Consider the following 25057-nt stretch of genomic DNA (forward strand, 5'->3'; position numbering starts at 1 on the left):
CGATGATCAATGCACTGGGATTACTGGAAGTGGATGGCATGGTTGCCGCCGTTGATGCGGCGGACGCCATGCTGAAAGCCGCCAATGTGCGATTGCTCAGCCACGAAGTGCTCGATCCCGGCAGGCTGACGCTGGTGGTGGAGGGCGATCTGGCGGCGTGTCGCGCGGCGCTGGATGCCGGAAGCGCCGCAGCACAACGCACGGGCCGTGTTATCAGCCGCAAAGAAATTGGGCGGCCGGAAGACGACACCCAGTGGCTGATCGGCGGCTTTAAGCGCCAGCCAACGAAAGTCGGAAAGACGCCAGATGCGCCTGTTACCTCTGAATCCTCAGAAGCGCTGTTGGCGTTATTAGCATCAGTACGTCAGGGAATGACGGCAGGAGAGGTGGCCGCGCATTTTGGCTGGTCACTGGAGCGCGCCAGAAATGCGCTGGAGCAACTCTTTTCTGACGGGGCGTTGCGTAAACGCAGTAGTCGCTATCGTCTGAAGAAAGTATAACCTGTCGGAGGTGCCGGGGACGTTGCGCCCCGGCTTTGAAGATCATGAAAAAGACTCGTACAGCAAACTTGCACCATCTTTATCATGAAGCGTTACCCGAAGACGTTAAACTTACGCCTCTGGTTGAGGTGGATAATGTTCACCAGCGGCTGACAACGGACGTCTATGAACACGCCCTGACGATAACTGCCTGGCAGCAGATTTACGATCAGCTGCATCCCGGTAAATTTCATGGGGAATTCACGGAAATCCTGCTGGATGAAATTCAGGTGTTCCGTGAGTACACCGGTCTGGCGTTGCGTCAGTCTTGCCTGGTCTGGCCGAACTCCTTCTGGTTCGGTATTCCGGCAACGCGCGGCGAGCAAGGTTTTATCGGCACGCAGTGCATTGGCAGCGCGGAGATCGCCACCCGTCCTGGCGGGACGGAGTTTGAGCTGAGCACGCCGGATGATTACACCATCCTCGGCGTGGTTATCTCGGAGGAGGTGCTTACCCGGCAGGCCAATTTCCTGCATCACCCGGAAAGGGTGTTGCATATGCTGCGTAACCAGTCTGCGCTGGAGGTGAAAGAGCAGCATAAAGCGGCGCTGTGGGGCTTTGTCCAGCAGGCGCTGGCGACGTTCAGCGAGAACCCGGAAAACCTGCATCAGCATGCGGTGCGTAAAGTGCTGGGGGACAACCTGCTGCTGGCGATGGGGACGATGCTGGAAGAAGCGCAGCCGATTATAACGGCAGAAAGCGTCAGCCATCAGAGCTATCGAAAATTGCTGTCCCGCGCGCGGGAATACGTGCTGGAGAATATGTCGGAGCCGCTGACGGTGCTCGATCTGTGCAATCAGCTGCACGTCAGCCGCCGCACGTTGCAAAACGCGTTTCACGCGATTCTGGGGATTGGCCCGAACGCGTGGCTGAAGCGGATTCGATTAAACGCGGTGCGAAGGGAGCTGATCAGTCCGTGGTCGCAAAGTTCGACGGTCAAAGAGGCGGCAATGCAGTGGGGGTTCTGGCATCTGGGGCAGTTCGCGACCGATTACCAGCAGCTGTTTGCCGAAAAACCGTCGCTGACGCTGCATCAGCGTATGCGCCAGTGGATGTGATGACATTATTGTGCCGGATGCGACGCTTTGCGTCTTATCCGGCCTACGGGCGCTACCGTTGCAGTTGTAGGCCGGATAAGGCGTTAGCCGTCATCAGGCAAAACGCGGCCAGGTAAATTATACCCAGTCGCGGACTTTGATAAATTCGCTCAGCGCCGCTTCCGGGCTGCCTTCTTCCGGCTGCCAGTCGTACTCCCAGCGCACCAGCGGCGGCATCGACATCAAAATGGACTCGGTGCGTCCGCCCGTTTGCAGGCCAAACAGCGTGCCGCGATCCCACACCAGATTAAACTCCACATAGCGGCCCCGGCGATAAAGCTGGAAATGACGCTCGCGTTCACCCCAGGCCATTGCTTTACGCCGCTCGACAATTGGCAGAAAAGCATCGGTATAGCCTTTGCCTACCGCCTGCATAAAGCGAAAGCAGCTGTCGAAATCCGGCGTGTTCAGATCGTCGAAGAAAAGCCCGCCAATGCCGCGCTGCTCATCGCGATGCTTCAGGAAAAAGTAATCGTCGCACCATTTTTTATAGCGCGGATAGACGTCCTCGCCGTAGGGCTGGCACAGATCCCGCGCCGTGCGGTGCCAGTGAATGGCATCCTCTTCAAACGCGTAATAGGGCGTCAGGTCGAAACCGCCGCCAAACCACCAGACCGGCTCCGCGCCGGGCTTCTCCGCAATAAAAAAGCGAACATTGGTATGGCTGGTTGGAATGTACGGATTCAACGGATGCACCACCAGCGACACGCCCATCGCTTCAAAACTGCGCCCAGCCAGCTCCGGGCGGTGTGCCGTCGCGGAGGCGGGCATCGCGTCGCCGTGAACATGGGAGAAATTTACCCCAGCCTGCTCAAAGACACCGCCGTTACGCAGTACCCGGCTGCGCCCGCCGCCACCCGCGTCGCGCTGCCAGCTATCTTCAACAAAATCAGCGCCATCAACGGCGGCTAACTGCTGGCAAATATCATCCTGAAGGCTGAGCAGGAACTGTTTTACGCGTTGTGCATCGGGTTTCATGATTACCGTTTCTTCGAGTGTGCTTTCTGGTTATCAAACCAGTGGAAATAACTGATCACGCCATTGGCTATCGCGGTGGCGATTTTCTGCCGGAATGCGGTGGTGCCTAACAGACGCTCCTCTTCCGGGTTGGTGATAAATGAGGTTTCTACCAGTACGGAGGGAATTGACGGTGATTTTAGCACCACAAACGCCGCCTGTTCCGTATTGCGACTGTGCAGACGGTGCACTGGCTTGATCTTCTTAAGAATATGCGATCCCAGCGTCAGGCTGTTTTTGATGGTGTCGGTTTGCACCAGATCGAACAATACCTGCTGCAACAGATGATCTTTATCGGTCGCTTTTTTCCCCGCGACTTCATCGGCGCGGTTTTCACGGTCGGAGAGGTATTTCGCCATGGCGCTACTGGCGCCGCGATTAGAAAGCGCAAACACCGAGGCTCCTGCGGCGCTGGGGTTGGTAAAGCCATCTGCGTGGATGGACATAAACAGATCCGCGCCGTGCTTGTGGGCGATTTCCACGCGATCGTACAGGGGAATAAAGGTGTCGCCCGTGCGTGTCAGGCGCGCATCAATCCCCTGGTTGCGCAAAATCGCGCGCACGTTTTTGGCGATCTCCAGCACGACGTGTTTTTCCTTCGAGCCGTTGCGACCAATCGCGCCGGTGTCGATACCGCCGTGGCCGGGGTCGAGAACAACAATGCGTCTGGCGCCTGCTTTTTTGGCCTTCGGTTTGCTGTGACCATTACTGGTCTTTAGCGCTTCTTCTTTAGCGATGGCGTGCGACATGCCCGACAGCGTCAGAGCCGCCAGCCCGGCTTTCAGCACCAGGCGGCGCGATGTGAGAGTTTTTAAGGGTTTAAAAGTGCTCATACAGCCTGAGTTGTGAAAATTGAGTTCCAGATGTTATATCGTATCGCGTAATCCGTTACGACTGTTCGTGATGAGAATTGTTTTACTTTTCATTTCAATACGTGACAATCCGTCATTATGCCATTTTTTTCGCCGTTTCGCGTCAGATATTGGCTAAATCAGTCGTTCGCGCCATAATCGGAGTTTTAACCTTGAAAAGGGTCTCAATACCATGGAGATACGCGTTTTTCGCCAGGAAGATTTCGAAGAGGTGATCACCCTCTGGGAGCGCTGCGATTTGCTGCGTCCGTGGAACGATCCTGAAATGGATATCGAACGTAAGCTGAACCATGACGTCAGCCTGTTCCTGGTTGCTGAGGTGAATGGCGAGGTGGTCGGTACGGTCATGGGCGGCTATGACGGCCATCGGGGTTCTGCCTATTATCTTGGCGTACACCCGGAGTTTCGCGGTCGTGGCATCGCCAACGCGCTGTTGAACCGGCTGGAGAAAAAGCTCATTGCTCGCGGCTGTCCGAAAATCCAAATCATGGTGCGGGAAGACAACGACATTGTACTGGGCATGTACGAGCGCCTGGGTTATGAACATTCGGACGCGTTAAGTCTGGGCAAGCGTCTGATTGAAGATGAAGAGTACTGAGTTTCATCCTGCTGACTACGACGGTCATGGGCGCTTGCGCCTGCCTTTTCTGTTCTGGTGCGTGCTGCTGCTTCAGGCGCGTACCTGGGTGCTGTTTGTGATTGCTGGCTCCTCCCGCGAGCAGGGCGATACGCTGCTGAATCTGTTTTATCCCGATCACGATACGTTCTGGCTGGGGTTGTTGCCCGGCGTCCCGGCGGTACTGGCGTTTTTACTGAGCGGGCGGCGCGACGCTTTCCCGGTGCTGTGGCGCGGGCTGCGCGGTTTGTTGATTCTGGCGCAGGGCGTTCTGCTCTGCTGGCAACCGGTGCTGTGGCTGTACGGTGAACCGGTAAACGGCATCGGGCTGGCGCTGGTGGTGGCCGATATTGTCGCGCTTATCTGGTTGCTCTCTAACCGTCGTTTACGCGCCTGCTTTGCACCGGTAAAAGAATAACGGCACTTTTTGGCGAAACCGGACTCCAAACAACGTTGATTAATAAAGAAAGGAAGTGAGATGAAATCGCTGCGTTTGATTTTATGCGCAATGCCGCTGGTGCTGAGCGGCTGTTCAACCCTCTCGTCGGTGAACTGGTCTGCTGCGAATCCGTGGAACTGGTTTGGATCGTCGACAGAGGTCACTGAGCAGGGCGTTGGGGCATTAACTGCGTCCACGCCGCTGGATGAAAAAGCGATTACTGACGCGCTGGATGGCGACTATCGCCTGCGTAGCGGAATGAAAACCCAGAACGGCAACGTGGTGCGTTTTTTTGAAGCGATGAAAGAGGACAAGGTTGCGCTGGTTATCAATGGCGACCAGGGAACCATCAGCCGTATTGATGTGCTGGACAGCGATATTCCATCGCAGGCAGGCGTCGAAATCGGTACGCCGTTTAGCGACCTTTACAGCAAAGCCTTCGGTAACTGCCAGAAAGCGACGGGCGATGACAGCGCGTCGGTCGAGTGTAAAGCACAAGACAGTCAACATATTAGCTATCTGTTCTCCGGCGAGTGGAACGGCCCGGAAGGGTTAATGCCTCCTGACGACACGCTGAAGAACTGGAAAGTGAGCAAAATCATCTGGCGCCGTTAATTTGCGTCTGAACAAACCGCCTCGCTGAAAAAACGGGTACAATACGCCCATCAATGCCACGCAGCCGTGGCATTCTTATTTTTCAGGAGGAACAATGTCTCAGGTTCAAAGTGGCATTTTGCCAGAACACTGCCGCGCGGCGATTTGGATTGAAGCCAATGTAAAAGGGGATGTCGATGCCCTGCGTGCGGCCAGCAAAGCGTTTGCCGATAAACTGGCAACCTTCGAAGCGAAATTCCCTGACGCGCATCTGGGCGCGGTTGTCGCATTTGGCAACAACACCTGGCGCGCCCTGAGCGGCGGCGTTGGGGCTGAAGAGCTGAAAGATTTTATCCCTTACGGTAAAGGTCTGGCGCCAGCAACCCAGTACGATGTGCTGATCCACATTCTTTCACTGCGTCACGACGTGAACTTCTCTGTCGCGCAGGCGGCAATGGCGGCTTTTGGCGAGTGCATCGAGGTGCAGGAAGAAATCCACGGTTTCCGTTGGGTGGAAGAACGCGATCTCAGCGGCTTCGTTGACGGGACGGAAAACCCGGCGGGAGAAGAGGTTCGCCGCGACGTGGCGGTCATCAAAGACGGCGTGGATGCGGGCGGCAGCTACGTGTTCGTTCAGCGTTGGGAACACAACCTGACGCAGCTCAACCGCATGAGCGTTCACGACCAGGAGATGATGATTGGTCGTACTAAAGAAGCCAACGAAGAGATCGATGGCGATGACCGTCCGGTCACGTCTCACCTGACCCGCGTGGATCTGAAAGAGGACGGCAAAGGGCTGAAAATTGTGCGCCAGAGCCTGCCATACGGTACGGCCAGCGGCACCCACGGCCTCTATTTCTGCGCTTACTGCGCGCGTCTGTACAATATTGAGCAGCAGTTGCTGAGCATGTTTGGCGATACCGACGGGAAGCGTGACGCCATGCTGCGCTTCACGAAGCCAGTGACGGGCGGCTATTACTTCGCACCGTCTCTGGACAGATTGATGGCGCTGTAATTTCTTTTGCCGGATGGCGGCGTCGTTTTACCCGGCCTACAGAGACTTTTTGTAGGCCGGGCAAGCGAAACGCCCCCGGCAGCCCTACCTTATCGGTTACTCATGTTTTAACGCCGCGTATATCTGATCCACCACCCAACCGTATGTGGCTATCGGCATCAACCCGCTGTTAAACATATTCGGGTTCTTTTGCGGGTCGGCGACGGGCGAGTGCGGTTTGTTGCTCAGCATCACAATCGCCATCTGATTAGCCGGGTCGATAACGGTCAGCGTCCCTGTCCATCCGGTATGGCCGTATGCCTGCGCGCTGGCCAGCGTGCCGAATGTCGGCGTCATGGACGCATTGCCGTTAACACGCCAGCCGAGACCAAACGTGGCATCCTCCGGCGAGGATTGCGTGAACATTTTCACGGTTTCCGGGCTGAACAGCGTCACGTTACCGTACCCTCCGCCATTCAGCATGGTCTGCATCAGTACCGCAATATCGCCGGTATTCGAAAACAGTCCTGCATGTCCCGAAACACCGCCCATCGAGTAGAATGCTTTTTCATCATGCACCTGGCCCCATAGGGTGGTCGTGCGGATATTGGGGAAATGAATCACGCCATCCCGGGTATTGCCGTTCAGTTCCGTCGCGGCGATCTGCTGTTGGCGGAAGCCTTTCTGTAGCGGGTTAAAGACCGTATGCGTTAAACCGAGCGGGCGATAGAGGTTCTCTTCAACATAACGATCGAGCGGCTGGCCCGTCACGGACTCCACGATAAACCCAAGCAGCATATAATCCACATCGCTGTAGATGTGTTTCGTGCCGGGGCGGTACGCCAGCGGCGTGCGTTTGATCATCTCCAGCGTGGTGGCCTTATCCTGCGAATACAACTCGCCCGCGACGGCCTGGTTCGGGTATTGCGGGTCAGCAGGGAAACCGCCGGAATGATGCAGCAGATCTGCAATGCGTAACGTGCTTTTCCCTTTAATCGCATCCCCCGGGCGATCGCCAAAATCGGGAATGTATTTCGAGATAAGATCGTCCGGCTGTAATTTGCCCTCTGACATCAGTTTTTGCAGGGCAAAGTTCGTGGCATACATTTTTGTATTTGATGCCAGGTCGTACAGGGTGTCAGTGGTTGCCTTGACGGGATGAGACATCAGGACGCTGCCGTCATATTTTTTAGCCTGACCCCAGGCCTTACGATAAACAATATGACTGTCTTTAATAATGAGCAGGTTAACGCTCGGATAACCGGCATCAACCTGTTGCGCTATCCAGTTATCCAGCGCGTTAAGCCGTTCAATATTAAATCCTGCTTTTTCCGGCGCGGCGTCAGTCAATACCGGAAATGGCGCGGCGCTGGCGGTGCAACTGAGCGCCAGCAGGGAAGCAAAAAGTAATGTCATTTTCATGGTATTAGTCCAGATTCACATTACGGCAGCCAAAGAGAGCGGTAAAAATAAATCCGCCAAGATACGCAATCAGCATTCCTCCGGCATATACCGCCATTGCGGGCAGAATACCTTGCGCGGACGTCATTAACGGCAGCGCCACCAGACCGGATGGGCCAAAGGCGCTGTTTAAGCCCATAGGCAGACCCGACCAGGCCACTAAGCCGATGAACAGCCCCCCGGCAGCGCCGCCGAGGCAGGCGGTGATAAACGGTTTCATTCGTGGCAGCGTAACGCCGTAAATCAGCGGTTCGCCAACACCGAGTAAGCCGGGAATAATCGCCCCGCGAACCTGGCTGCGTAACACGCTGTGTTTTTCTGCTCGCCAGTAGAGCGCCAGTGCGGCGCCGACCTGACCCGCGCCCGCCATAGAAAGAATAGGGAACAGGCTGTTGAATCCCTGGCTACTCATTAATGCCAGATAGACGGGAATGAAGCCCTGATGGACGCCAAACACCACCGAAACAAGAAACAGACCCGCCAGAACGGCGCAGCCCAGCGGGTTGCTGTTGAGGTGGATAAAGAGCCATGACATCCCTTCGAACAGCCAGCCGCCCAGCGGCATGATGATCAGGTAGGCCAGTGCGGCGGTGACCAGCAGGGTTAACATGGAGGTCAGCAGCATGTCCAGATCGTCGGGCATAAAGCGTCGGATAAAGCCCTCAATACGCGCGCTGGCCCAGGCGGCGATCAGTACGCCGATAATGTTGCCGCGCGGGTCGATCGGCAGGCCAAAGAAGTCCTCAATACCGGAGAAATAGCCCGTGGTGGCGGCAGGGTTGTATCCCAACAGGAACAGCGAGGCGATGATCGCCCCGTTAACGCCGGTGCCGCCGAAAGCCTGCGCGGCGTTATAGCCAATAAGAATGACCAGAAAGGTAAACAGCCCTTTACTGAACACTTTCATAAAGTTCAGGGCGTCGGGAAGCATACCTTGCGCATCGGCCGGAACGTGCAATACCGTACCCAGCAGCGTGGCAATCCCCAGCAGCAGACCCGCAGCAATAAAACCGGGAATGAGCGGCGTAAAAATAGTGGCGAACTTCGACAGGAATTGCTGAATGCCTGAGGTTTGTTTCGCTTTTAGCTGGCTTTTGGTTTTGGCGGCGATATCTGCCGCCTGCGTGACGGCGCCGCTGTTATCGCTCAGTAGCGCATTCATGGCATCTGCCGCCCGCTGCGCTTTACCGGGGCCAAAAATGACCTGCACCTGGTTATTCGAGAGGACAACGCCTTTCACGCCTTCGAGCGTTTTAATCGCCGGATCGACCCGATCGCTGTCATGTACCGCCAGGCGTAAACGGGTCATGCAGTTCCCGCAGGTGGCAATATTACCCGGGCCACCGACCCGGGAGATAATCGTATTCAGGAGATCATTACTGATTTCTTTTGCCATTCGCTTTATTCCTCTTCCAGTACCTGGCGAATGAAGCCGCCATGTTGCTCAAGACGCAGACTGGCTTCTGTTGCGTTGAGGTTTTTCAGTAGCATGACGATAGCGGTTTTGCAGTGACGGCCACAGGCCATCAGCGCGGCTTCAGCCTGTTGCCCGGTGCAGCCTGTCGCATTTTTCACAATATTTACCTGACGCACGTTGAGTTTTTCGTTCGTGGCGACAACATCCACCATCAGGTTGCCAAACACCTTGCCGGATTTAATCATCAGGCCGGTGGACAGCATGTTGAGAATCAGCTTCTGCGCGGTGCCCGCCTTCATACGGGAAGAACCGCTCACCACTTCGGCGCCGACAACGGGCGTGATGGCAAGCTCCGCCGCCTTTGCTACGGCGCTCCCCGGATTGCAGGAGATCCCGACCGTCCGGCAGCCGAGCGTACGGGCATATTCCAGACCGGCAATCACATACGGCGTGCGACCGCTGGCCGCAATGCCCACAACCACATCTTTTTCATTGAGTGCGAGGGTCTTCAGGTCGTTGACCCCAAGCTCGCGGTTGTCTTCCGCGCCTTCAATCGCATGCTGTATCGCGCGCTCGCCACCGGCGATCAAACCGATAACCAGGCCTGATTCCACGCCATAGGTCGGGGGGCATTCGCTGGCGTCAAGGATACCCAGGCGACCGGACGTTCCGGCGCCGGTATAAATCAGCCGCCCGCCAGCGCTGACCTGCGCATAAATGATGTCGATAGCCGCGGCGATCTCGGGCAGAACCTGCTCCACGGCGAGTGGAACCGTTTTATCTTCATCATTAATGATGCGGCACATATCGAGGGTGGAAGCCCGGTCAATCTCAAAAGAGGCGCGGTTAACACCTTCGGTAATCATATTTTCAAGTTGCATATTACTTACAGCCTTACAGGTTTAGCGCCCATTTCAGGAATGCTTTTTTCTGGGTGTCGTCAGCTTTCAGATACAGTTGCTGTAGCTGGGAGAGCTGGTCATGCGAAGTGGCGGGCGCCGCCGGGGAAGCGGAGCGCGCCGGAGAAGGTATCATCGTGCTGTCATCGTTGACGATGGCGCTCAGGTCGGTGAACACGGTGATGCTGTCACGGTCGAGAATTTTGATATCAAACGGTACGGGTTTCCCGGCCGCCGTCAGGGTGAATACCGGTTTTTGCGCCATCTGACTGGCTTCTTTTTCGTCCAGCGGTTTTCCCGCAGACAGTTGCAGATCCACATTGCCGGAAGCGTTAAACGAGATGATATACGGGTTAGACGTCACGCGGCCCCGGTTATTGTTCACCGATTCAGGATTTGCTGGACTGTCGAACTTCACTACCATTTTTTGAGCGCCGTCTGGCAGCGCCACGTCTTTACTAAAAATACTGACTTTTGCCGAACGGGCCGCCAGCACGCTGACGTTATCGCCAATAAAGAGATGCGGAGCGGCAAAAGCCTGGCTGCAAAACAACAGTGCTGCGGCGGACACAAAATATTTCTTCATTTTTACTCTCCCGGAAAAGGGGAATCAGAATTCGTAACGTAAGCCAAGGTGGAAATAGTCATCAGCCGGGTTGCTGCCGCCGAAGGAGACATCATTGCCGTTCGTCCGTTTTTTCCCTTCTTCACCATTACGCCAGGAGTAAGACGCAAATATGGAACTGCGAACGGTGAGTTTGTACTGCGCTTCAAAGGTGGTATCGCGAAGTTTCAGCCCGTCGCCGTCCTCATTTTTCAGATGGCGATAGCCGGTACGTAACGCCCAGTCCGGGCTGACGTTCCAGACCAGCGTTGCTTCGTAATCTTTATCGGTGCTGTCCGCAGAACCGTCGAGGTAGGTGACTTTATCCTGGGCATAGAGCAGGCCGAACATGAAATCGCCCAGGTAGTAGCGGGTGCCGATGCCATAAAAGGTGTACTTATCGACATTATTATCCGACAGCGTGGATGTATCGTCATGGCTCGCTTTCTCTGTCTGACCGGCAATCACCGGCTGGAGGCGGCCAAAATCGCCCATATCAAGCGTATAGCGAAGGGCGGCATTATAACCGTAATCCAGATCGGAGGTGTTGTTGCCCAGAATATAGGCGGTAGAGAAATCAAAATTGCCGAATGTGTTCTGGTACTGAATGGTGCCGTCCTGACGGAAAACCTGTACCGCCGTCGGGTCAACAAAGTTTGCCTGGCGGGCCATTGCGACATCGGAGCTGGCGAACACATCGCCGATATCCGTGAACATGATCAGGCCGGATGACACGCGCCCGCCGGTCAGCTTGCCGTATTCGGCAAAATCAATCCCTGCCCAGACGTAACGTGCGGTGAAGTCATTCGGGTTTTCCGCGCTGATGTTGTTCGCGTACTCTGCGGCATTTACCTGATACTGCGTAAAACCAATAACGGCCAGCTTGTCATTAATCGCCTGACGAGCGGAGAAACCGATACGCGCGTCAAAATCGCCCGAGGTGTCGCCTGATTTCTTGTCAGAGATATTGAATCCGAGACGTCCGTAGAGATCGATATTCGATCCGTCATTGGACTGGTAGATCACGGCGGCATGGCTGGCGCTGGTTGCGAGGAGAGTAAAGATTGCCAGGGACTTCAGAGTACGTTTCATTATGATTATCCTTTTCTGTGTGTAGTTTTTTGTTGCTATGAAAGACGCAGGGAATCATATATTCCATAAAAATATTTACAATAGAATCATTGAATCGTAATACAAATATTGTGAGGGCTATCAAATTCTCACCCGCGTTGTGTTATCCTGCGAACAGTGCGTTGGAATTAATGATTCCATGATGACGGGAGCGGAAGAGCGATGTTGTATCTGGCGAAAATGCGTAATGCAGAGGGAGAGTTAACGGAAAATGAACAGAAAATTGCCAGCTTTCTTTTGGCCCATGTCAGCGAGCTAAAAACCGTTTCTTCCCGCAATCTGGCGAAGCAGCTGGAAGTCAGCCAGTCCAGTATTGTGAAATTCGCCCAGAAGCTTGGCGCGAAGGGATTCACCGAGCTCAGAATGGCGCTCATTGAGGAGTACAGCGTCAACCGGGAAAAGAAACATGACACGGCGCTGCATCTGCACAGTACGATTACCAGTGAAGACAGCCTGGAGGTGATTGCCCGTAAGCTGAACAGAGAAAAAATGTTCGCGCTGGAGGAAACCTGTAGTCTGATGGATTTCGATCGCCTGAAGCAGGTGATTAACCTGATCAGCAAGGCCCGGCTTATTCAGATTACGGGTGTTGGCGGTTCGGCGCTGGTAGGACGGGATTTATCCTTCAAGCTGATGAAAATTGGTTATCGCGTGGCCTGCGAGGTCGATACCCATGTGCAGGCAACCATTGCTCAGGCCTTGCAGGAAGGGGACGTGCAAATAGCCATTTCCTACAGCGGGTCGAAAAAGGAGATCGTGCTTTGCGCTGAAGCGGCGCGTAAGCAGGGGGCGACGGTGATTGCGATCACCTCTTTGACGGACTCTCCGCTGCGGCGGCTGGCCGATTACACGCTGGATACCGTATCCGGTGAGACCGAATGGCGCAGTTCGTCCATGTCCACCCGAACCGCGCAGAACTCGGTGACCGATCTGCTGTTTGTTGGCATGGTGCAGCTCAATGATGTTGAGTCGCTTCGTATGATTGAGCGCAGCAGCGAGCTGATTAATCTTTTAGGCAGGAGCTAGGGACTTTTACGTAAGATTTACCCTAATTAGTGAGCTGTTCCGCAGCACTTATTTGTTTTTTCTGTATTTTCAATGTTAATGGAGTGTAAGGCTTCATCGTAGTTTCGCTGGAGACGAGAGTAGCGCATAAGACGCACCGCTTATGCGCTGCAACAGACTGAAAAGGAGAACATTGAAATGGGTAAACTCACGGGCAAAACGGCATTGATTACCGGCGCGTCACAGGGCATTGGCGAGGGGATCGCCAGAGTGTTTGCTCGCCACGGCGCGAATTTAATTTTGCTGGATATCTCCGATGAGGCGGAAAAACTGGCGGATGAGCTGGGCGGACGCGGTCATCGTTGTACCGCCATCAAAGCGGATGTCAGGGATTTTGCATCGGTCGCGGCGGCAGTGGCGCGCGCGAAAAAGATAGAAGGTAAAATTGATATTCTGGTCAACAATGCGGGTGTTTGCCGGTTGGGCAACTTCCTCGACATGAGCGAAGAAGATCGCGATTTCCATATCGATATTAATATCAAAGGCGTCTGGAACGTCACAAAAGCCGTTCTGCCGGAAATGGTTGAACGCAAAGATGGGCGTATCGTCATGATGTCCTCCGTGACCGGGGATATGGTGGCCGATCCAGGCGAAACGGCTTATGCCCTGTCTAAAGCGGCGATTATCGGACTCACCAAGTCCCTGGCCGTGGAGTATGCGCAGTCCGGCGTTCGTGTGAACGCAATCTGTCCGGGTTATGTCCGTACGCCGATGGCGGAAAATATTGCCCGTCAGTCTAATCCTGACGATCCTGAATCGGTACTCACCGAAATGGCGAAAGCGATCCCGATGCGCCGTCTGGCCTGTCCGCTCGAAGTGGGTGAACTGGCGGCCTTCCTGGCGTCGGATGAGTCCAGCTATTTGACCGGGACGCAAAACGTGATTGATGGCGGCAGCACGCTGCCTGAAAGCGTGAGCGTGGGCGTCTGATTAACGCCGCTTTCCTCCTCACCGCATGTGGGGAGGGATTCTCTGGCGGAGCATCTGTTCCTCTGAAGGCACGCCCTGTCTGATTATTTCGTCGATACGCATCTTATCTCGGTAAAAAATATTTTACCTGAAATTCAAATGTATTTGAGTACAGAATCGAGTAATCAATCGGTTGATGGTTTTTGCAGACCGCCTGCGTTTGAATTTTCAGTACGGGATCTTTGGTACTTATATGCAGAATACTGGCAATTTCTGCTGTTGGAAATGCCGGAGAAAACGTCTCAAAGGTGCCAATGATTTTGATGCCACACTCTTTTTCTATATATGAAAATTTAGATTTTTTCATATGTGAGATTGTGAGTTTTGGGAAACGACTTACCGATAGCCAGGTTTCTTCTAATTGCGCTGGTTTATCATCAATAATACGTAATCGCTTTATATAATATACAGGGTCATTAAGTTTTATATTTAGCTCCCTGGAGATGAGTGGGGATGCTGTCTGAAGCTCAAACTTCATGATCTGACTAATAACTTCTTTACCGCTGTTATGAGCAATCTCACTAAAACTATTCATATGATTTACATGTGCGATAAAGCTTTTCTGCTTTACGTATGTCCCTGAGCCATGTTTACGCTCTATCATTCCGTCTTCTTCTAAGAGAAGTAGTGCTTTCCGTAAGGTATTCCGGGAAATACTGTAGCGCTGTGCAAGTTCAACTTCTGGCGGTAATAGATCTCCTACATTATATGTATATCCGTTAATACTGTCTTTAAGCATCCTGGCGACATCCTGAAATACCACTTTTGCACCTCTTGAATATGAATGAAAACAATTGGTTGTGTGTTTTTTATTGAAGATTATTTATGGTTGTTCATTTCTCAGGCCTAAATTGAACCTATTTACTTATATCTTACTGTGACCAATGTAACAAAAAGTATATTTGGCATTAAATATTATAATAACGCAATAATTCATATTTAATATATTAATGGGTAATTTATATGAAAAAGATATTATTAGTCTGTGCTGCGGGTATGTCTACCAGTATGCTGGTAAAGCGGATGATTGAACATGCGACAACAGTAAATATTGAAGTTGATATAAATGCATTCGCGATTGCTGAGGCCAAAGGTAAAATAAAAAATAATGAGGCAGATGTCATTCTGCTTGGGCCACAGGTTCGTTTCCAGAAATCAGAAATTGAGGCAGTTGCTCAGGGAAAAATTCCGGTGGCTGTTATTGATATGAAAGATTATGGCGCGATGAATGGTAAATCGGTTCTTGATTTTGCCATGAAACTTCTTGAAGAATAAAGCATACCCATACTGAATATTTGTTCCTGATAATGTCTGTCAATTTTTTATTAGTGCGGATGACGTAATTAAATTATTGCAGCGCACGGTCGGGAACGATTCTTTATATTTACGGGAAATATTGGATAATTACAGGAGACTATAATGGGATTAATGCGCTCATTTGAAAGCGGGATGGAACGCTTTCTTGTGCCAATAGCAATAAAATTAAACTCACAAAAACATGTTGCCGCTGTAAGAGATGGTTTTGTTTATACATTTCCTATTATTATGGCAAGTTCACTAATTATTTTAATAAATTTTGCCATATTATCGCCAGATGGCTTTATTGCCGGGTTATTGCACCTTAACAGCTTGTTTCCTAATCTGGAAAAAGCTCAGGCCATCTTTACACCGGTAATGAATGGCTCTGTAAACATAATGTCTATAATGATTGCGTTTCTCGTCGCAAGAAATATGGCTATTAGTTATGAACAAGATGATCTCTTATGCGGTTTGACCGCGATAGGCGCATTTTTTATTGTTTATACCCCTTACCAGATGATTAATGGTCAGGCCTTTTTAACAACAAAATTTCTGGGAGCGCAGGGACTGTTTGTTGCAGTTATTGTTGCATTATTGACCAGTGAAATTTTTTGTCGGATGGCAAGAAACCCCAAAATAACGATAACCATGCCAGCGGCGGTTCCACCTGCGGTAGCCCGATCGTTTAAAGTGCTGTTACCCATTTTTTTCGTCATGATATTCTTTTCAGCGCTGAACTATTTATTGTCGCTGATTTCTCCTGCCGGGCTGAATGACCTGATTTATACATTGATTCAGGCTCCGCTTAAACACATGGGGACGAATATCTTTGCGGTGATTATCCTTGGTGCCGTCGGAAACTTTCTGTGGGTTCTTGGCATACATGGCCCTAATACCACATCGGCTATCCGCGAAACCGTTTTTTCTGAAGCGAATCTGGAAAATCTTTCCTGGGCTGCGCAACACGGTTCAACATGGGGGGCGCCTTATCCCATCACCTGGACGTCGATTAATGATGCTTTCGCGAACTGCGGTGGGTCAGGTATGACGTTGGGGCTGCTATTGGCAATTTTTATTGCTTCACGGCGAGCTGAATATCGGGATCTGGCAAAGATGTCGTTCATTCCCGGTATTTTCAATATCAACGAGCCGGTCATGTTTGGACTGCCGATTGTCCTGAATCCGATTATGATGGTGCCTTTTATCCTTGTCCCCATTGTTAACTCTGTAATCGGCTATTTCTTTGTATCCCTGAAGATTATTCCTCCTGTTGCTTATGCTGTTCCCTGGACAACACCTGGGCCATTAATCGCATTTCTGGGGACGGGAGGTAACTGGCTAGCCTTACTTGTTGGTTTTTTATGTCTTGGCGTTGCGACATTAATATATTTACCTTTTGTTATTGCTTCTAACAAAGTGAATGTTGCCCTTTCTGAATAAATAACAATCTACTTTCTCTGGAATGACAGGAGTGATTCATGTTTGCAAATGAAGAGACCGTAATGGAGTTATTGATACATTCCGGGCAGGCACGCTCTGATGCAATGGAGGCAATCAGCCGTGCCCGTGAAAAGGACTGGAGTGCTGTAGAGCAATTGATGAAAAGTTCGGAACAGGCCTGTCTTAAAGCTCACAAGATTCAAACAGCCTTAATCGGTCAGGATGAAGGATGCGGAAAAATACGGGTTAATTTGATTCTTGTACATGCACAAGATCATTTAATGAATGCAATATTGTGTCAGGACCTGGCGAAAGAGATTATTTCATTAAGGAAAGAGTTACTCTCTTAATACTATTTCCTCCAATAAAAACATTGGAGGAAATGATTTGTATTTATCAAGGATGTTTTATGAATTCAAGAAAATTGAAGGTGAGTCTATTATCGTTATATGTGTGTCTGGCTTTATGTCCAGTTGATGTGCTGGCCGGTAAATTAACCGTTGAGCAACGACTCGAACTTCTGGAGTCAGAACTTACTGCAAATAAAAATGAACTCCAGAAAACGAAAGATGAACTAGGGAAGTACAAGTCAAAGCTGGCATCTTTACAGCAAAGTGTTGTTGAAAATAATTATCGCAATACGGTTGTTTCTAACCCATCGGGATCATCACCGGTCGCTGTAATTGATAGCAATGGAGAAAAAACCACAATTGAAAGTGTTACGCTGAAAGATATTAGCAAGTACGTGAAGGATGACATAGGGTTTAGTTATCAGGGGTATTTCCGATCGGGATGGGGGACTGGTAATCATGGCTCTCCTGAGACGTATGCCGCGGGCTCATTGGGGCGTTTTGGTAATGAAATGAGCGGCTGGTTTGATCTGACATTAAATCAACGGGTTTATAATCAGGATGGTAAAACCGCTAATGCTATCGTTACCTATGATGGCAATGTTGGCGAACAATATAATGATGCCTGGTTTGGTGACAGTGATAATGAAAATATCATGCAGTTTAGTGATATTTACCTGACTACCCGTGGTTTTTTACCTTTTGCGCCTGATGCGGATTTTTGGGTTGGTAAACATAAATTACCACAATATGAAATCCAGATGCTGGACTGGAAAACATTAACTACCGATGTGGCCGCTGGGGTAGGCATTGAAAACTGGGCGATAGGGCCTGGTATGCTGGATATTTCATTAAGCCGTGATGATGTGGATGTCTATTCACGCGACTTTGAACATACCACCCAAATGAACACGAATTCTGTAGATGTTCGCTATCGTAATATCCCACTATGGGAGAGTGGAACGCTGTCATTGATGGCCAAATACTCCAGTCCAAATAAAACCGATCAGCAGGAAGACAATGAAAGCGATGATAGCTATTTTGAGATGAAAGATAGCTGGATGTTGAGTTCTATTCTTCGTCAGAACATGGAACGTGATGCTTTTAATGAATTCACATTACAGGTCGCTAATAATTCTTTCGCCAGTAGTTTCTCAAGTTTTTCCGACGCAAGTAACACAATGGCTCATGGACGTTATTACTACGGCGATCATACCAATGGCATCGCCTGGCGATTGATTTCGCAAGGTGAGATGTACCTTAGCGATAATATTATTGTTGCTAATGCCCTCGTTTACTCACATGGCGAAGATGTTTATAGCTATGAAAGTGGTGCTCATAGCGATTTTGATAGTATTCGCACAGTGATCCGTCCTGCATGGATTTGGAATACCTGGAATCAGACTGGGGTTGAATTGGGCTGGTTTAAACAGAAAAATAAAACTCAACAAGGTATAACGCTGGATGAGTCGGCATATAAAACGACCCTGTATCATGCTTTCAAAGTTGGCACGAGTATCCTTGGTTCAAGACCTGAAATTCGATTCTATGGGACGTACATTAATATCTTAGATAATGAATTGTCTAATTTTAACTTTAATGATGACAGTAAAGATGAATTCATGGCTGGCATACAGGCTGAAGTCTGGTGGTAATTTATTTTAATTAAGGAAGGTATTTATGTCTGGTTTTAAAAAAGATTTTCTTTGGGGTGGCGCGGTAGCAGCACATCAACTTGAAGGTGGCTGGAACGAAGGTGGTAAGGGCATCAGCATTGCGGATGTAATGACGGCTGGAGAATACGGTATTTCACGAGAGGTGACGCCGGGGATCATTGAAGGCAGAAACTACCCTAATCACGAAGCTATTGATTTCTTTCATCGTTATAAGGACGATATTAAGCTATTTTCAGAAATGGGATTTACGTGTTTCCGCACCTCTATTGCCTGGTCCAGAATTTTTCCTGAAGGTGACGAGCTGGAGCCTAATGAAGCGGGCTTGCAATTTTATGATAATATGTTTGATGAGTGTTTAAAATATAATATTCAACCCGTTATCACTTTATCGCATTTTGAAATGCCATATCACCTTGTGACTGAGTATGGCGGCTGGCGGAACCGTAAATTAATCGACTTTTTTCTTCGGTTTGCGAAGGTAGTTTTCACGCGTTATAAATCTAAAGTTAAATACTGGATGACATTTAATGAAATAAATAACCAGGTCAACTATCGTGAAAGTCTTTGTCCTTTTACTAATTCAGGTATTCTTTATTCTTCGGATGAAGATGAGTATGCGCGTGAAAGAGCGATGTATCAGGCAGTTCACTATGAATTAGTTGCCAGTGCATTAGTCGTTGATGCTGGACACCTCATTAATCCAGATTTTAAAATTGGTTGTATGATTGCGATGTGTCCAATCTATCCGCTTACCTGTTCACCGGGCGATATGATGATGTCTGTGAGTGCAATGCATCGTCGTTATTGGTTTACTGACGTGCATGTGCGTGGATATTATCCTCAACATATGGTTAATTATTTCAGGAAAAAAGGTTTTGAACTTGATATCACTGAAAGTGATATTGAGATTCTTCAGCATGGGCGTGTGGACTATATCGGTTTCAGTTACTACATGTCTTTCGTAACTCAATACACGGATGATAATCCTGAGTTTGATTATGTCGAGCCAGCGCATCTGGTGAATAATCCGTATATTCAAACATCTGACTGGGGTTGGCAGGTTGATGCGATGGGCTTGCGCTACTCGCTCAACTGGTTCTGGGACCATTACCAGCTACCGATGTTTATCGTAGAGAACGGTTTTGGCGCGAATGATGTCCAGCAGGCGGACGGAACAGTTGATGATCAATATCGCATTGACTATCTTACCGCGCATGTGAGCGAGATGAAAAAAGCCGTTGTAGAAGATGGTGTTGACTTAATCGGGTATACCCCGTGGGGCTGCATTGACCTGATTTCTGCCGGTACGGGCGAAATGAAGAAGCGCTACGGTATGATTTATGTTGATAAGGATAATGACGGTAATGGTTCTCTGAATCGTAGTCGTAAGAAATCCTTCTACTGGTATCGGGATCTTATTGCGGATAATGGCAATACTATTTGATTGATTATTGTTCACTTCATGCGGCAAAAGGGGTTCCGAATGGAATCCCTTGCTGCTCGTTTTTCGTCCATGTTTTTCTGCCGTAACGTTGGGCGAGTTGTCTGGAGCCTTTGGGACATCCGGCATGCGTGTTCCAGCTTTCCCATGCAGGAAAGGATTTTCCTTATTCCCTTTTCGACTTTCAAATCATCAAACGGTATATAAAACCGTTACTCCTTTCGTACCCGTTATAAATATTATGACCATAAGAAAGTCATCAAATTTATAAGGGTGCGCAATGGCTGTTAACTTACTGAAAAAAAGATACCTGGCGCTGAGCGCGATGCTGTTGTTGGCCACGCAGGCGCAGGCAACAGAGCTGCTGAACAGCTCATACGACGTTTCTCGCGAACTGTTTGCCGCCCTTAATCCGCCGTTTGAACAGCAGTGGGCGAAAGATAACGGCGGCGATAAGCTGACCATCAAACAGTCTCACGCCGGTTCGTCAAAACAAGCGCTGGCGATCCTGCAAGGGCTGAAAGCTGACGTAGTGACCTATAACCAGGTCACGGACGTGCAGATCCTGCATGACAAAGGCAAGCTGATCCCTGCCGACTGGCAAAGCCGTCTGCCGAATAACAGCTCACCGTTCTATTCCACGATGGGATTCCTGGTGCGCAAAGGGAATCCAAAAAATATCCATGACTGGAATGACCTTGTGCGTTCCGATGTAAAACTGATTTTCCCGAACCCGAAAACCTCAGGCAACGCCCGTTACACCTATCTGGCTGCATGGGGCGCGGCGGATAAAGCTGACGGTGGCGACAAAGCCAAAACCGAGCAGTTTATGACCCAGTTCCTGAAGAACGTCGAAGTATTTGATACCGGCGGTCGCGGTGCAACCACCACCTTTGCGGAACGCGGGCTTGGCGATGTGCTGATTAGCTTTGAATCGGAAGTGAATAACATCCGTAAACAGTATGAAGCGCAGGGATTTGAAGTCGTTATCCCGAAAACCAATATTCTGGCCGAATTCCCGGTGGCATGGGTGGATAAAAACGTACAGGCCAACGGTACTGAAAAAGCGGCGAAGGCTTACCTGAACTGGCTCTACAGCCCGCAGGCGCAGACCATCATCACCGACTTCTACTACCGCGTGAATAACCCGGAAGTGATGGACAAACTGAAAGATAAATTCCCGCAGACCGAACTGTTCCGCGTGGAAGACCAGTTTGGCTCCTGGCCGGAAGTGATGAAAACCCACTTCGGCAGCGGCGGCGAGCTGGACAAACTGTTGGCGGCGGGGCGTAAGTAATGTTCGCAGTATCGACAAGACGTGTGCTGCCCGGCTTTACCTTAAGCCTCGGAACCAGCCTGTTGTTCGTCTGCCTGATATTGCTGCTTCCGTTGAGCGCGCTGGTGATGCAGCTGGCGCAAATGAGCTGGGCGCAATACTGGGAGGTTATCACCAACCCGCAGGTGGTAGCGGCCTACAAGGTCACGCTGTTGTCGGCGTTTGTGGCATCAATCTTCAACGGCGTATTTGGCCTGTTGATGGCGTGGATCTTAACCCGCTATCGCTTTCCGGGACGTACTCTGCTGGATGCGCTGATGGATCTGCCGTTTGCCCTGCCGACGGCGGTGGCGGGTCTGACGCTGGCGTCATTGTTTTCCGTGAACGGTTTTTACGGCGAATGGCTGGCGAAGTTTGATATCAAAGTGACTTACACCTGGCTTGGCATCGCGGTAGCGATGGCTTTTACCAGCATCCCGTTTGTGGTGCGCACGGTGCAGCCGGTACTGGAAGAGTTAGGCCCGGAATATGAAGAAGCGGCGGAAACGCTCGGCGCAACGCGCCTGCAAAGTTTCCGCAAAGTGGTGTTGCCGGAGCTGTCTCCTGCGCTGGTGGCGGGTATTGCGCTCTCGTTTACCCGAAGCCTCGGCGAGTTCGGCGCGGTGATTTTTATTGCCGGGAACATTGCGTGGAAAACCGAAGTGACCTCGCTGATGATTTTTGTTCGTTTGCAGGAGTTTGACTATCCGGCGGCCAGCGCGATTGCGTCGGTGATCCTCGCGGCGTCGTTGTTGCTGCTGTTCTCGATTAACACCCTGCAAAGTCGCTTTGGTCGACGTGTGGTAGGTCACTAATGGCGGAAGTTACCCAATTGAAGCGTTATGACGCCCCCCGCATTAACTGGGGAAAATGGTTTCTGATTGGCACCGGGATGCTGGTTTCGGCGTTTATTTTGCTGGTGCCGATGATTTATATCTTCGTACAAGCCTTCAGCAAAGGGCTGATGCCGGTCTTACAGAACCTGGCCGACCCGGACATGCTGCACGCGATCTGGCTGACGGTGTTGATTGCGCTGATTGCCGTACCGGTAAACCTGGTGTTTGGCGTTCTGCTGGCGTGGCTGGTGACGCGCTTTAATTTCCCCGGTCGCCAGCTGCTGCTGACGCTGCTGGATATTCCGTTTGCCGTCTCGCCGGTGGTGGCCGGTCTGGTCTACCTGCTGTTTTACGGCTCGAACGGCCCGCTGGGCGACTGGCTGGATGAGCACAACCTGCAAATTATGTTCGCCTGGCCGGGAATGGTGCTGGTCACTATTTTCGTCACCTGTCCGTTTGTGGTGCGTGAACTGGTGCCGGTTATGCTGAGTCAGGGCAGCCAGGAAGATGAAGCGGCGATTCTGCTTGGCGCTTCCGGCTGGCAAATGTTCCGTCGCGTTACGTTGCCTAATATTCGCTGGGCGCTGCTGTACGGCGTGGTGCTGACCAACGCGCGCGCCATTGGCGAGTTCGGCGCGGTGTCGGTGGTTTCCGGCTCGATTCGCGGCGAAACCCTGTCGCTGCCGTTACAGATTGAATTACTGGAGCAGGACTACAACACCGTCGGCTCCTTTACCGCCGCCGCGCTGCTGACGCTGATGGCGATTATTACCCTGTTTTTGAAGAGTATGTTGCAATGGCGCCTGGAAAATCAGGAGAAACGCGCGCAACAGGAGGAAAATCATGAGCATTGAGATTGCCAATATTAAGAAGTCTTTTGGTCGCACCCAGGTGCTGAACGATATCTCGCTGGATATTCCTTCAGGTCAGATGGTTGCCTTGCTGGGGCCGTCCGGTTCCGGTAAAACCACGCTGCTGCGTATTATTGCCGGGCTGGAGCATCAGACCAGCGGGCACATTCGTTTTCACGGTACAGACGTAAGCCGTCTGCACGCGCGCGATCGTAAAGTCGGCTTTGTTTTTCAGCACTATGCGCTGTTTCGTCATATGACGGTGTTCGACAATATCGCCTTTGGTCTGACGGTGCTGCCGCGTCGCGAACGTCCGAATGCGGCGGCCATTAAAGCGAAAGTGACGAAACTGCTGGAAATGGTGCAACTGGCCCATCTGGCGGAGCGTTTTCCGGCACAGCTTTCCGGCGGGCAGAAACAGCGCGTGGCGCTGGCGCGCGCGTTAGCGGTTGAGCCGCAGATCCTGCTGCTGGATGAACCGTTTGGCGCGCTTGATGCGCAGGTGCGTAAAGAGCTGCGCCGCTGGCTGCGTCAGCTGCATGAAGAGTTGAAATTCACCAGCGTGTTTGTCACCCACGATCAGGAAGAGGCTACGGAAGTGGCGGATCGCGTGGTGGTGATGAGCCAGGGCAACATTGAACAGGCCGATGCGCCGGATCAGGTGTGGCGTGAACCCGCCACCCGCTTTGTGCTGGAGTTTATGGGCGAAGTAAACCGTTTGCAGGGAACGATTCGCGGCGGTCAGTTCCACGTTGGCGCGCATCGCTGGCCGCTGGGGTATACGCCAGCGTACCAGGGGGCGGTCGATCTGTTCCTGCGTCCGTGGGAGGTGGATGTCAGCCGTCGCACCAGTCTGGATTCCCCGCTGCCGGTACAGGTGCTGGAGGCCAGTCCGAAAGGTCACTACACCCAATTAGTCGTGCAGCCTCTGGGGTGGTATAACGAACCGCTGACGGTGGTGATGCAGGGGGATAATCCCCCACAGCGCGGCGAGCGGCTGTTTGTCGGGCTGCAAAATGCGCGGTTGTACAACGGCAACCAGCGCATTGAGACGCGCGAAGAGGAGCTTGCTCTGGCAGAATCGGCCTGATAGGTTAATATCACGTAGTTTTGCCGGGTGGCGCTGCGCTGACCCGGCCTACAATATGATCTGCGTAGGCCCGGTAAGCGAAGCGCCACCGGGCTTTTTATTGGACAGAGAAGTGAACACATTAGAACAAACAATTGGCAATACGCCTCTGGTGAAATTGCAGCGGATGGCGCCGGATAACGGCAGTGAAATTTGGGTCAAGCTGGAAGGCAATAACCCTGCCGGGTCAGTGAAAGACCGGGCGGCGCTGTCGATGATCGTCCAGGCGGAAAAACGCGGGGAAATTAAGCCCGGCGATGTGCTGATTGAAGCGACCAGCGGCAATACCGGTATTGCGCTGGCGATGATTGCCGCACTGAAAGGCTATCGCATGAAACTGCTGATGCCGGACAACATGAGCCAGGAGCGCCGCGCGGCGATGCGCGCCTATGGCGCGGATCTGATTCTGGTGTCTAAAGAGCAAGGGATGGAAGGCGCGCGCGATTTGGCGCTGGAAATGGCCGAACGCGGCGAAGGTAAGCTGCTCGACCAGTTTAACAATCCCGACAACCCTTACGCGCACTACACCACGACCGGGCCGGAAATCTGGCAGCAAACCTCAGGTCGCATCACCCACTTTGTCTCCAGTATGGGAACAACCGGTACGATTACCGGTGTGTCGCGTTTCCTGCGCGAACAGGAAAAACCGGTAACGATTGTTGGCCTGCAACCGGAAGAGGGCAGCAGCATTCCGGGGATTCGTCGCTGGCCCGCAGAATATATGCCGGGTATTTTTAATGCTCAGCTTGTGGATCAGGTGCTGGATATTCACCAGAGCGAGGCGGAAAACACCATGCGCGAACTGGCAGTACGCGAAGGTATTTTCTGCGGCGTGAGTTCCGGCGGCGCGGTTGCCGGTGCGTTACGCGTTGCCCGCGCGACGCCGGGCGCCGTGGTGGTGGCGATCATCTGCGATCGCGGCGATCGCTATCTTTCTACCGGCGTCTTTGGCGAAGAACACTTCAGCCAGGGGGCAGGGATTTAGCCTGTCGGCCTGATAAGCGTA

Annotated in this window: 26 protein-coding genes; 18 read left to right on the plus strand and 8 right to left on the minus strand. The window is 51.6% G+C overall.

Annotation, left to right across the window (positions count from 1 at the left end; translation table 11 throughout):
- Positions 1-2 precede the first annotated feature (2 nt).
- The gene (eutK, locus tag OGV67_RS18290; protein WP_012131340.1) at positions 3-500 is read left to right on the plus strand and encodes an ethanolamine utilization microcompartment protein EutK; all 498 of its coding nucleotides are present in this window, start codon (positions 3-5) and stop codon (positions 498-500) included.
- Between the two features lie 44 nt (positions 501-544).
- Positions 545-1597, plus strand: a complete 1053-nt coding sequence (gene eutR / locus OGV67_RS18295; protein ID WP_012131341.1) for an HTH-type transcriptional regulator EutR — start codon at positions 545-547, stop codon at positions 1595-1597.
- A 117-nt stretch (positions 1598-1714) separates the two neighbouring features.
- On the opposite strand, the gene hemF is transcribed toward eutR, so the two are convergent.
- Entirely contained in the window at positions 1715-2614 is a 900-nt protein-coding gene (gene hemF, locus OGV67_RS18300) for an oxygen-dependent coproporphyrinogen oxidase (protein WP_286465868.1), read from the minus strand.
- A gap of 2 nt (positions 2615-2616) precedes the next feature.
- On the minus strand, positions 2617-3486 hold the full coding sequence (gene amiA, locus OGV67_RS18305) for an N-acetylmuramoyl-L-alanine amidase AmiA (protein WP_286465870.1): 870 nt from the start codon (positions 3484-3486) through the stop codon (positions 2617-2619).
- A gap of 211 nt (positions 3487-3697) precedes the next feature.
- Between amiA and OGV67_RS18310 the strand changes: the two genes are divergently transcribed.
- The 4 genes from OGV67_RS18310 (at position 3698) to yfeX (ending at position 6189) form a co-directional block, all read left to right on the plus strand.
- Complete coding sequence (locus tag OGV67_RS18310; protein WP_012131345.1) at positions 3698-4123, plus strand: GNAT family acetyltransferase; 426 nt, start codon at positions 3698-3700, stop codon at positions 4121-4123.
- A complete protein-coding gene (locus OGV67_RS18315; RefSeq protein ID WP_049009818.1) occupies positions 4110-4559 on the plus strand; it encodes a DUF2919 domain-containing protein in 450 nt (149 codons plus the stop codon). Before OGV67_RS18310 ends, OGV67_RS18315 begins: the two co-directional genes overlap by 14 nt.
- 60 nt (positions 4560-4619) lie before the next feature.
- Complete coding sequence (locus OGV67_RS18320) at positions 4620-5195, plus strand: RpoE-regulated lipoprotein (protein WP_024130133.1); 576 nt, start codon at positions 4620-4622, stop codon at positions 5193-5195.
- A gap of 94 nt (positions 5196-5289) precedes the next feature.
- Complete coding sequence (yfeX, locus tag OGV67_RS18325) at positions 5290-6189, plus strand: porphyrinogen peroxidase (protein WP_049009816.1); 900 nt, start codon at positions 5290-5292, stop codon at positions 6187-6189.
- A gap of 96 nt (positions 6190-6285) precedes the next feature.
- Here the strand turns inward: yfeX and pbp4b are convergent, their stop codons facing one another.
- The 5 genes from pbp4b to OGV67_RS18350 are packed head-to-tail and all read right to left on the minus strand — an operon-like array spanning position 6286 to position 11641.
- Positions 6286-7590 (minus strand): penicillin binding protein PBP4B, encoded by a 1305-nt coding sequence (gene pbp4b, locus OGV67_RS18330; RefSeq protein WP_047462148.1) that lies wholly within the window; start codon positions 7588-7590, stop codon positions 6286-6288.
- A gap of 4 nt (positions 7591-7594) precedes the next feature.
- The gene (murP, locus tag OGV67_RS18335; protein ID WP_060815889.1) at positions 7595-9025 is read right to left on the minus strand and encodes a PTS N-acetylmuramic acid transporter subunit IIBC; all 1431 of its coding nucleotides are present in this window, start codon (positions 9023-9025) and stop codon (positions 7595-7597) included.
- A gap of 5 nt (positions 9026-9030) precedes the next feature.
- Complete coding sequence (gene murQ / locus OGV67_RS18340; protein ID WP_012131351.1) at positions 9031-9927, minus strand: N-acetylmuramic acid 6-phosphate etherase; 897 nt, start codon at positions 9925-9927, stop codon at positions 9031-9033.
- Positions 9928-9940: 13 nt separating this feature from the next.
- The gene (locus tag OGV67_RS18345) at positions 9941-10531 is read right to left on the minus strand and encodes a DUF2057 family protein (protein ID WP_012131352.1); all 591 of its coding nucleotides are present in this window, start codon (positions 10529-10531) and stop codon (positions 9941-9943) included.
- Between the two features lie 24 nt (positions 10532-10555).
- The gene (locus OGV67_RS18350; protein WP_286465874.1) at positions 10556-11641 is read right to left on the minus strand and encodes a porin; all 1086 of its coding nucleotides are present in this window, start codon (positions 11639-11641) and stop codon (positions 10556-10558) included.
- 201 nt (positions 11642-11842) lie between these two features.
- Here OGV67_RS18350 and murR point away from each other — a divergent pair, with 201 nt between their 5' ends.
- Complete coding sequence (murR, locus tag OGV67_RS18355; protein ID WP_012131355.1) at positions 11843-12706, plus strand: HTH-type transcriptional regulator MurR; 864 nt, start codon at positions 11843-11845, stop codon at positions 12704-12706.
- Between the two features lie 177 nt (positions 12707-12883).
- Complete coding sequence (ucpA, locus tag OGV67_RS18360; protein ID WP_012131356.1) at positions 12884-13675, plus strand: SDR family oxidoreductase UcpA; 792 nt, start codon at positions 12884-12886, stop codon at positions 13673-13675.
- 103 nt (positions 13676-13778) lie between these two features.
- Here the strand turns inward: ucpA and OGV67_RS18365 are convergent, their stop codons facing one another.
- Positions 13779-14477: a GntR family transcriptional regulator gene (locus OGV67_RS18365; protein WP_071258021.1), complete on the minus strand. Its 699-nt coding sequence runs from the start codon at positions 14475-14477 to the stop codon at positions 13779-13781.
- A 200-nt stretch (positions 14478-14677) separates the two neighbouring features.
- Here OGV67_RS18365 and OGV67_RS18370 point away from each other — a divergent pair, with 200 nt between their 5' ends.
- The 10 genes from OGV67_RS18370 to cysM all read left to right on the plus strand — a co-directional run bounded on the left by OGV67_RS18370 (position 14678) and on the right by cysM (position 25036).
- The gene (locus OGV67_RS18370) at positions 14678-14989 is read left to right on the plus strand and encodes a PTS sugar transporter subunit IIB (protein WP_115181305.1); all 312 of its coding nucleotides are present in this window, start codon (positions 14678-14680) and stop codon (positions 14987-14989) included.
- A gap of 144 nt (positions 14990-15133) precedes the next feature.
- The gene (locus tag OGV67_RS18375; protein ID WP_115614576.1) at positions 15134-16453 is read left to right on the plus strand and encodes a PTS sugar transporter subunit IIC; all 1320 of its coding nucleotides are present in this window, start codon (positions 15134-15136) and stop codon (positions 16451-16453) included.
- A gap of 38 nt (positions 16454-16491) precedes the next feature.
- Complete coding sequence (locus OGV67_RS18380) at positions 16492-16803, plus strand: PTS lactose/cellobiose transporter subunit IIA (protein ID WP_115181307.1); 312 nt, start codon at positions 16492-16494, stop codon at positions 16801-16803.
- A 59-nt stretch (positions 16804-16862) separates the two neighbouring features.
- Complete coding sequence (locus OGV67_RS18385) at positions 16863-18458, plus strand: carbohydrate porin (RefSeq protein ID WP_115614577.1); 1596 nt, start codon at positions 16863-16865, stop codon at positions 18456-18458.
- A gap of 25 nt (positions 18459-18483) precedes the next feature.
- On the plus strand, positions 18484-19923 hold the full coding sequence (locus tag OGV67_RS18390) for a 6-phospho-beta-glucosidase (protein ID WP_071258013.1): 1440 nt from the start codon (positions 18484-18486) through the stop codon (positions 19921-19923).
- 277 nt (positions 19924-20200) lie between these two features.
- On the plus strand, positions 20201-21217 hold the full coding sequence (cysP, locus tag OGV67_RS18395) for a thiosulfate/sulfate ABC transporter substrate-binding protein CysP (protein ID WP_049009733.1): 1017 nt from the start codon (positions 20201-20203) through the stop codon (positions 21215-21217).
- Positions 21217-22050, plus strand: a complete 834-nt coding sequence (gene cysT / locus OGV67_RS18400; protein ID WP_012131358.1) for a sulfate/thiosulfate ABC transporter permease CysT — start codon at positions 21217-21219, stop codon at positions 22048-22050. Before cysP ends, cysT begins: the two co-directional genes overlap by 1 nt.
- Positions 22050-22925, plus strand: coding sequence for a sulfate/thiosulfate ABC transporter permease CysW (cysW, locus tag OGV67_RS18405; protein ID WP_012131359.1), 876 nt, complete (start codon positions 22050-22052; stop codon positions 22923-22925). The genes cysT and cysW overlap by 1 nt, the downstream gene beginning before the upstream one ends.
- Positions 22915-24012 carry a sulfate/thiosulfate ABC transporter ATP-binding protein CysA gene (cysA, locus tag OGV67_RS18410; protein WP_012131360.1) on the plus strand — a complete coding sequence of 366 codons (1098 nt, stop codon included), beginning with the start codon at positions 22915-22917 and terminating at the stop codon, positions 24010-24012. The genes cysW and cysA overlap by 11 nt, the downstream gene beginning before the upstream one ends.
- 112 nt (positions 24013-24124) lie before the next feature.
- Positions 24125-25036: a cysteine synthase CysM gene (gene cysM / locus OGV67_RS18415; protein ID WP_024130134.1), complete on the plus strand. Its 912-nt coding sequence runs from the start codon at positions 24125-24127 to the stop codon at positions 25034-25036.
- The last annotated feature ends 21 nt before the right edge of the window (positions 25037-25057 follow it).

It is taken from the genome of Citrobacter sp. CK188, assembly GCF_030333525.1.
Taxonomy (GTDB): domain Bacteria; phylum Pseudomonadota; class Gammaproteobacteria; order Enterobacterales; family Enterobacteriaceae; genus Citrobacter_B; species Citrobacter_B koseri.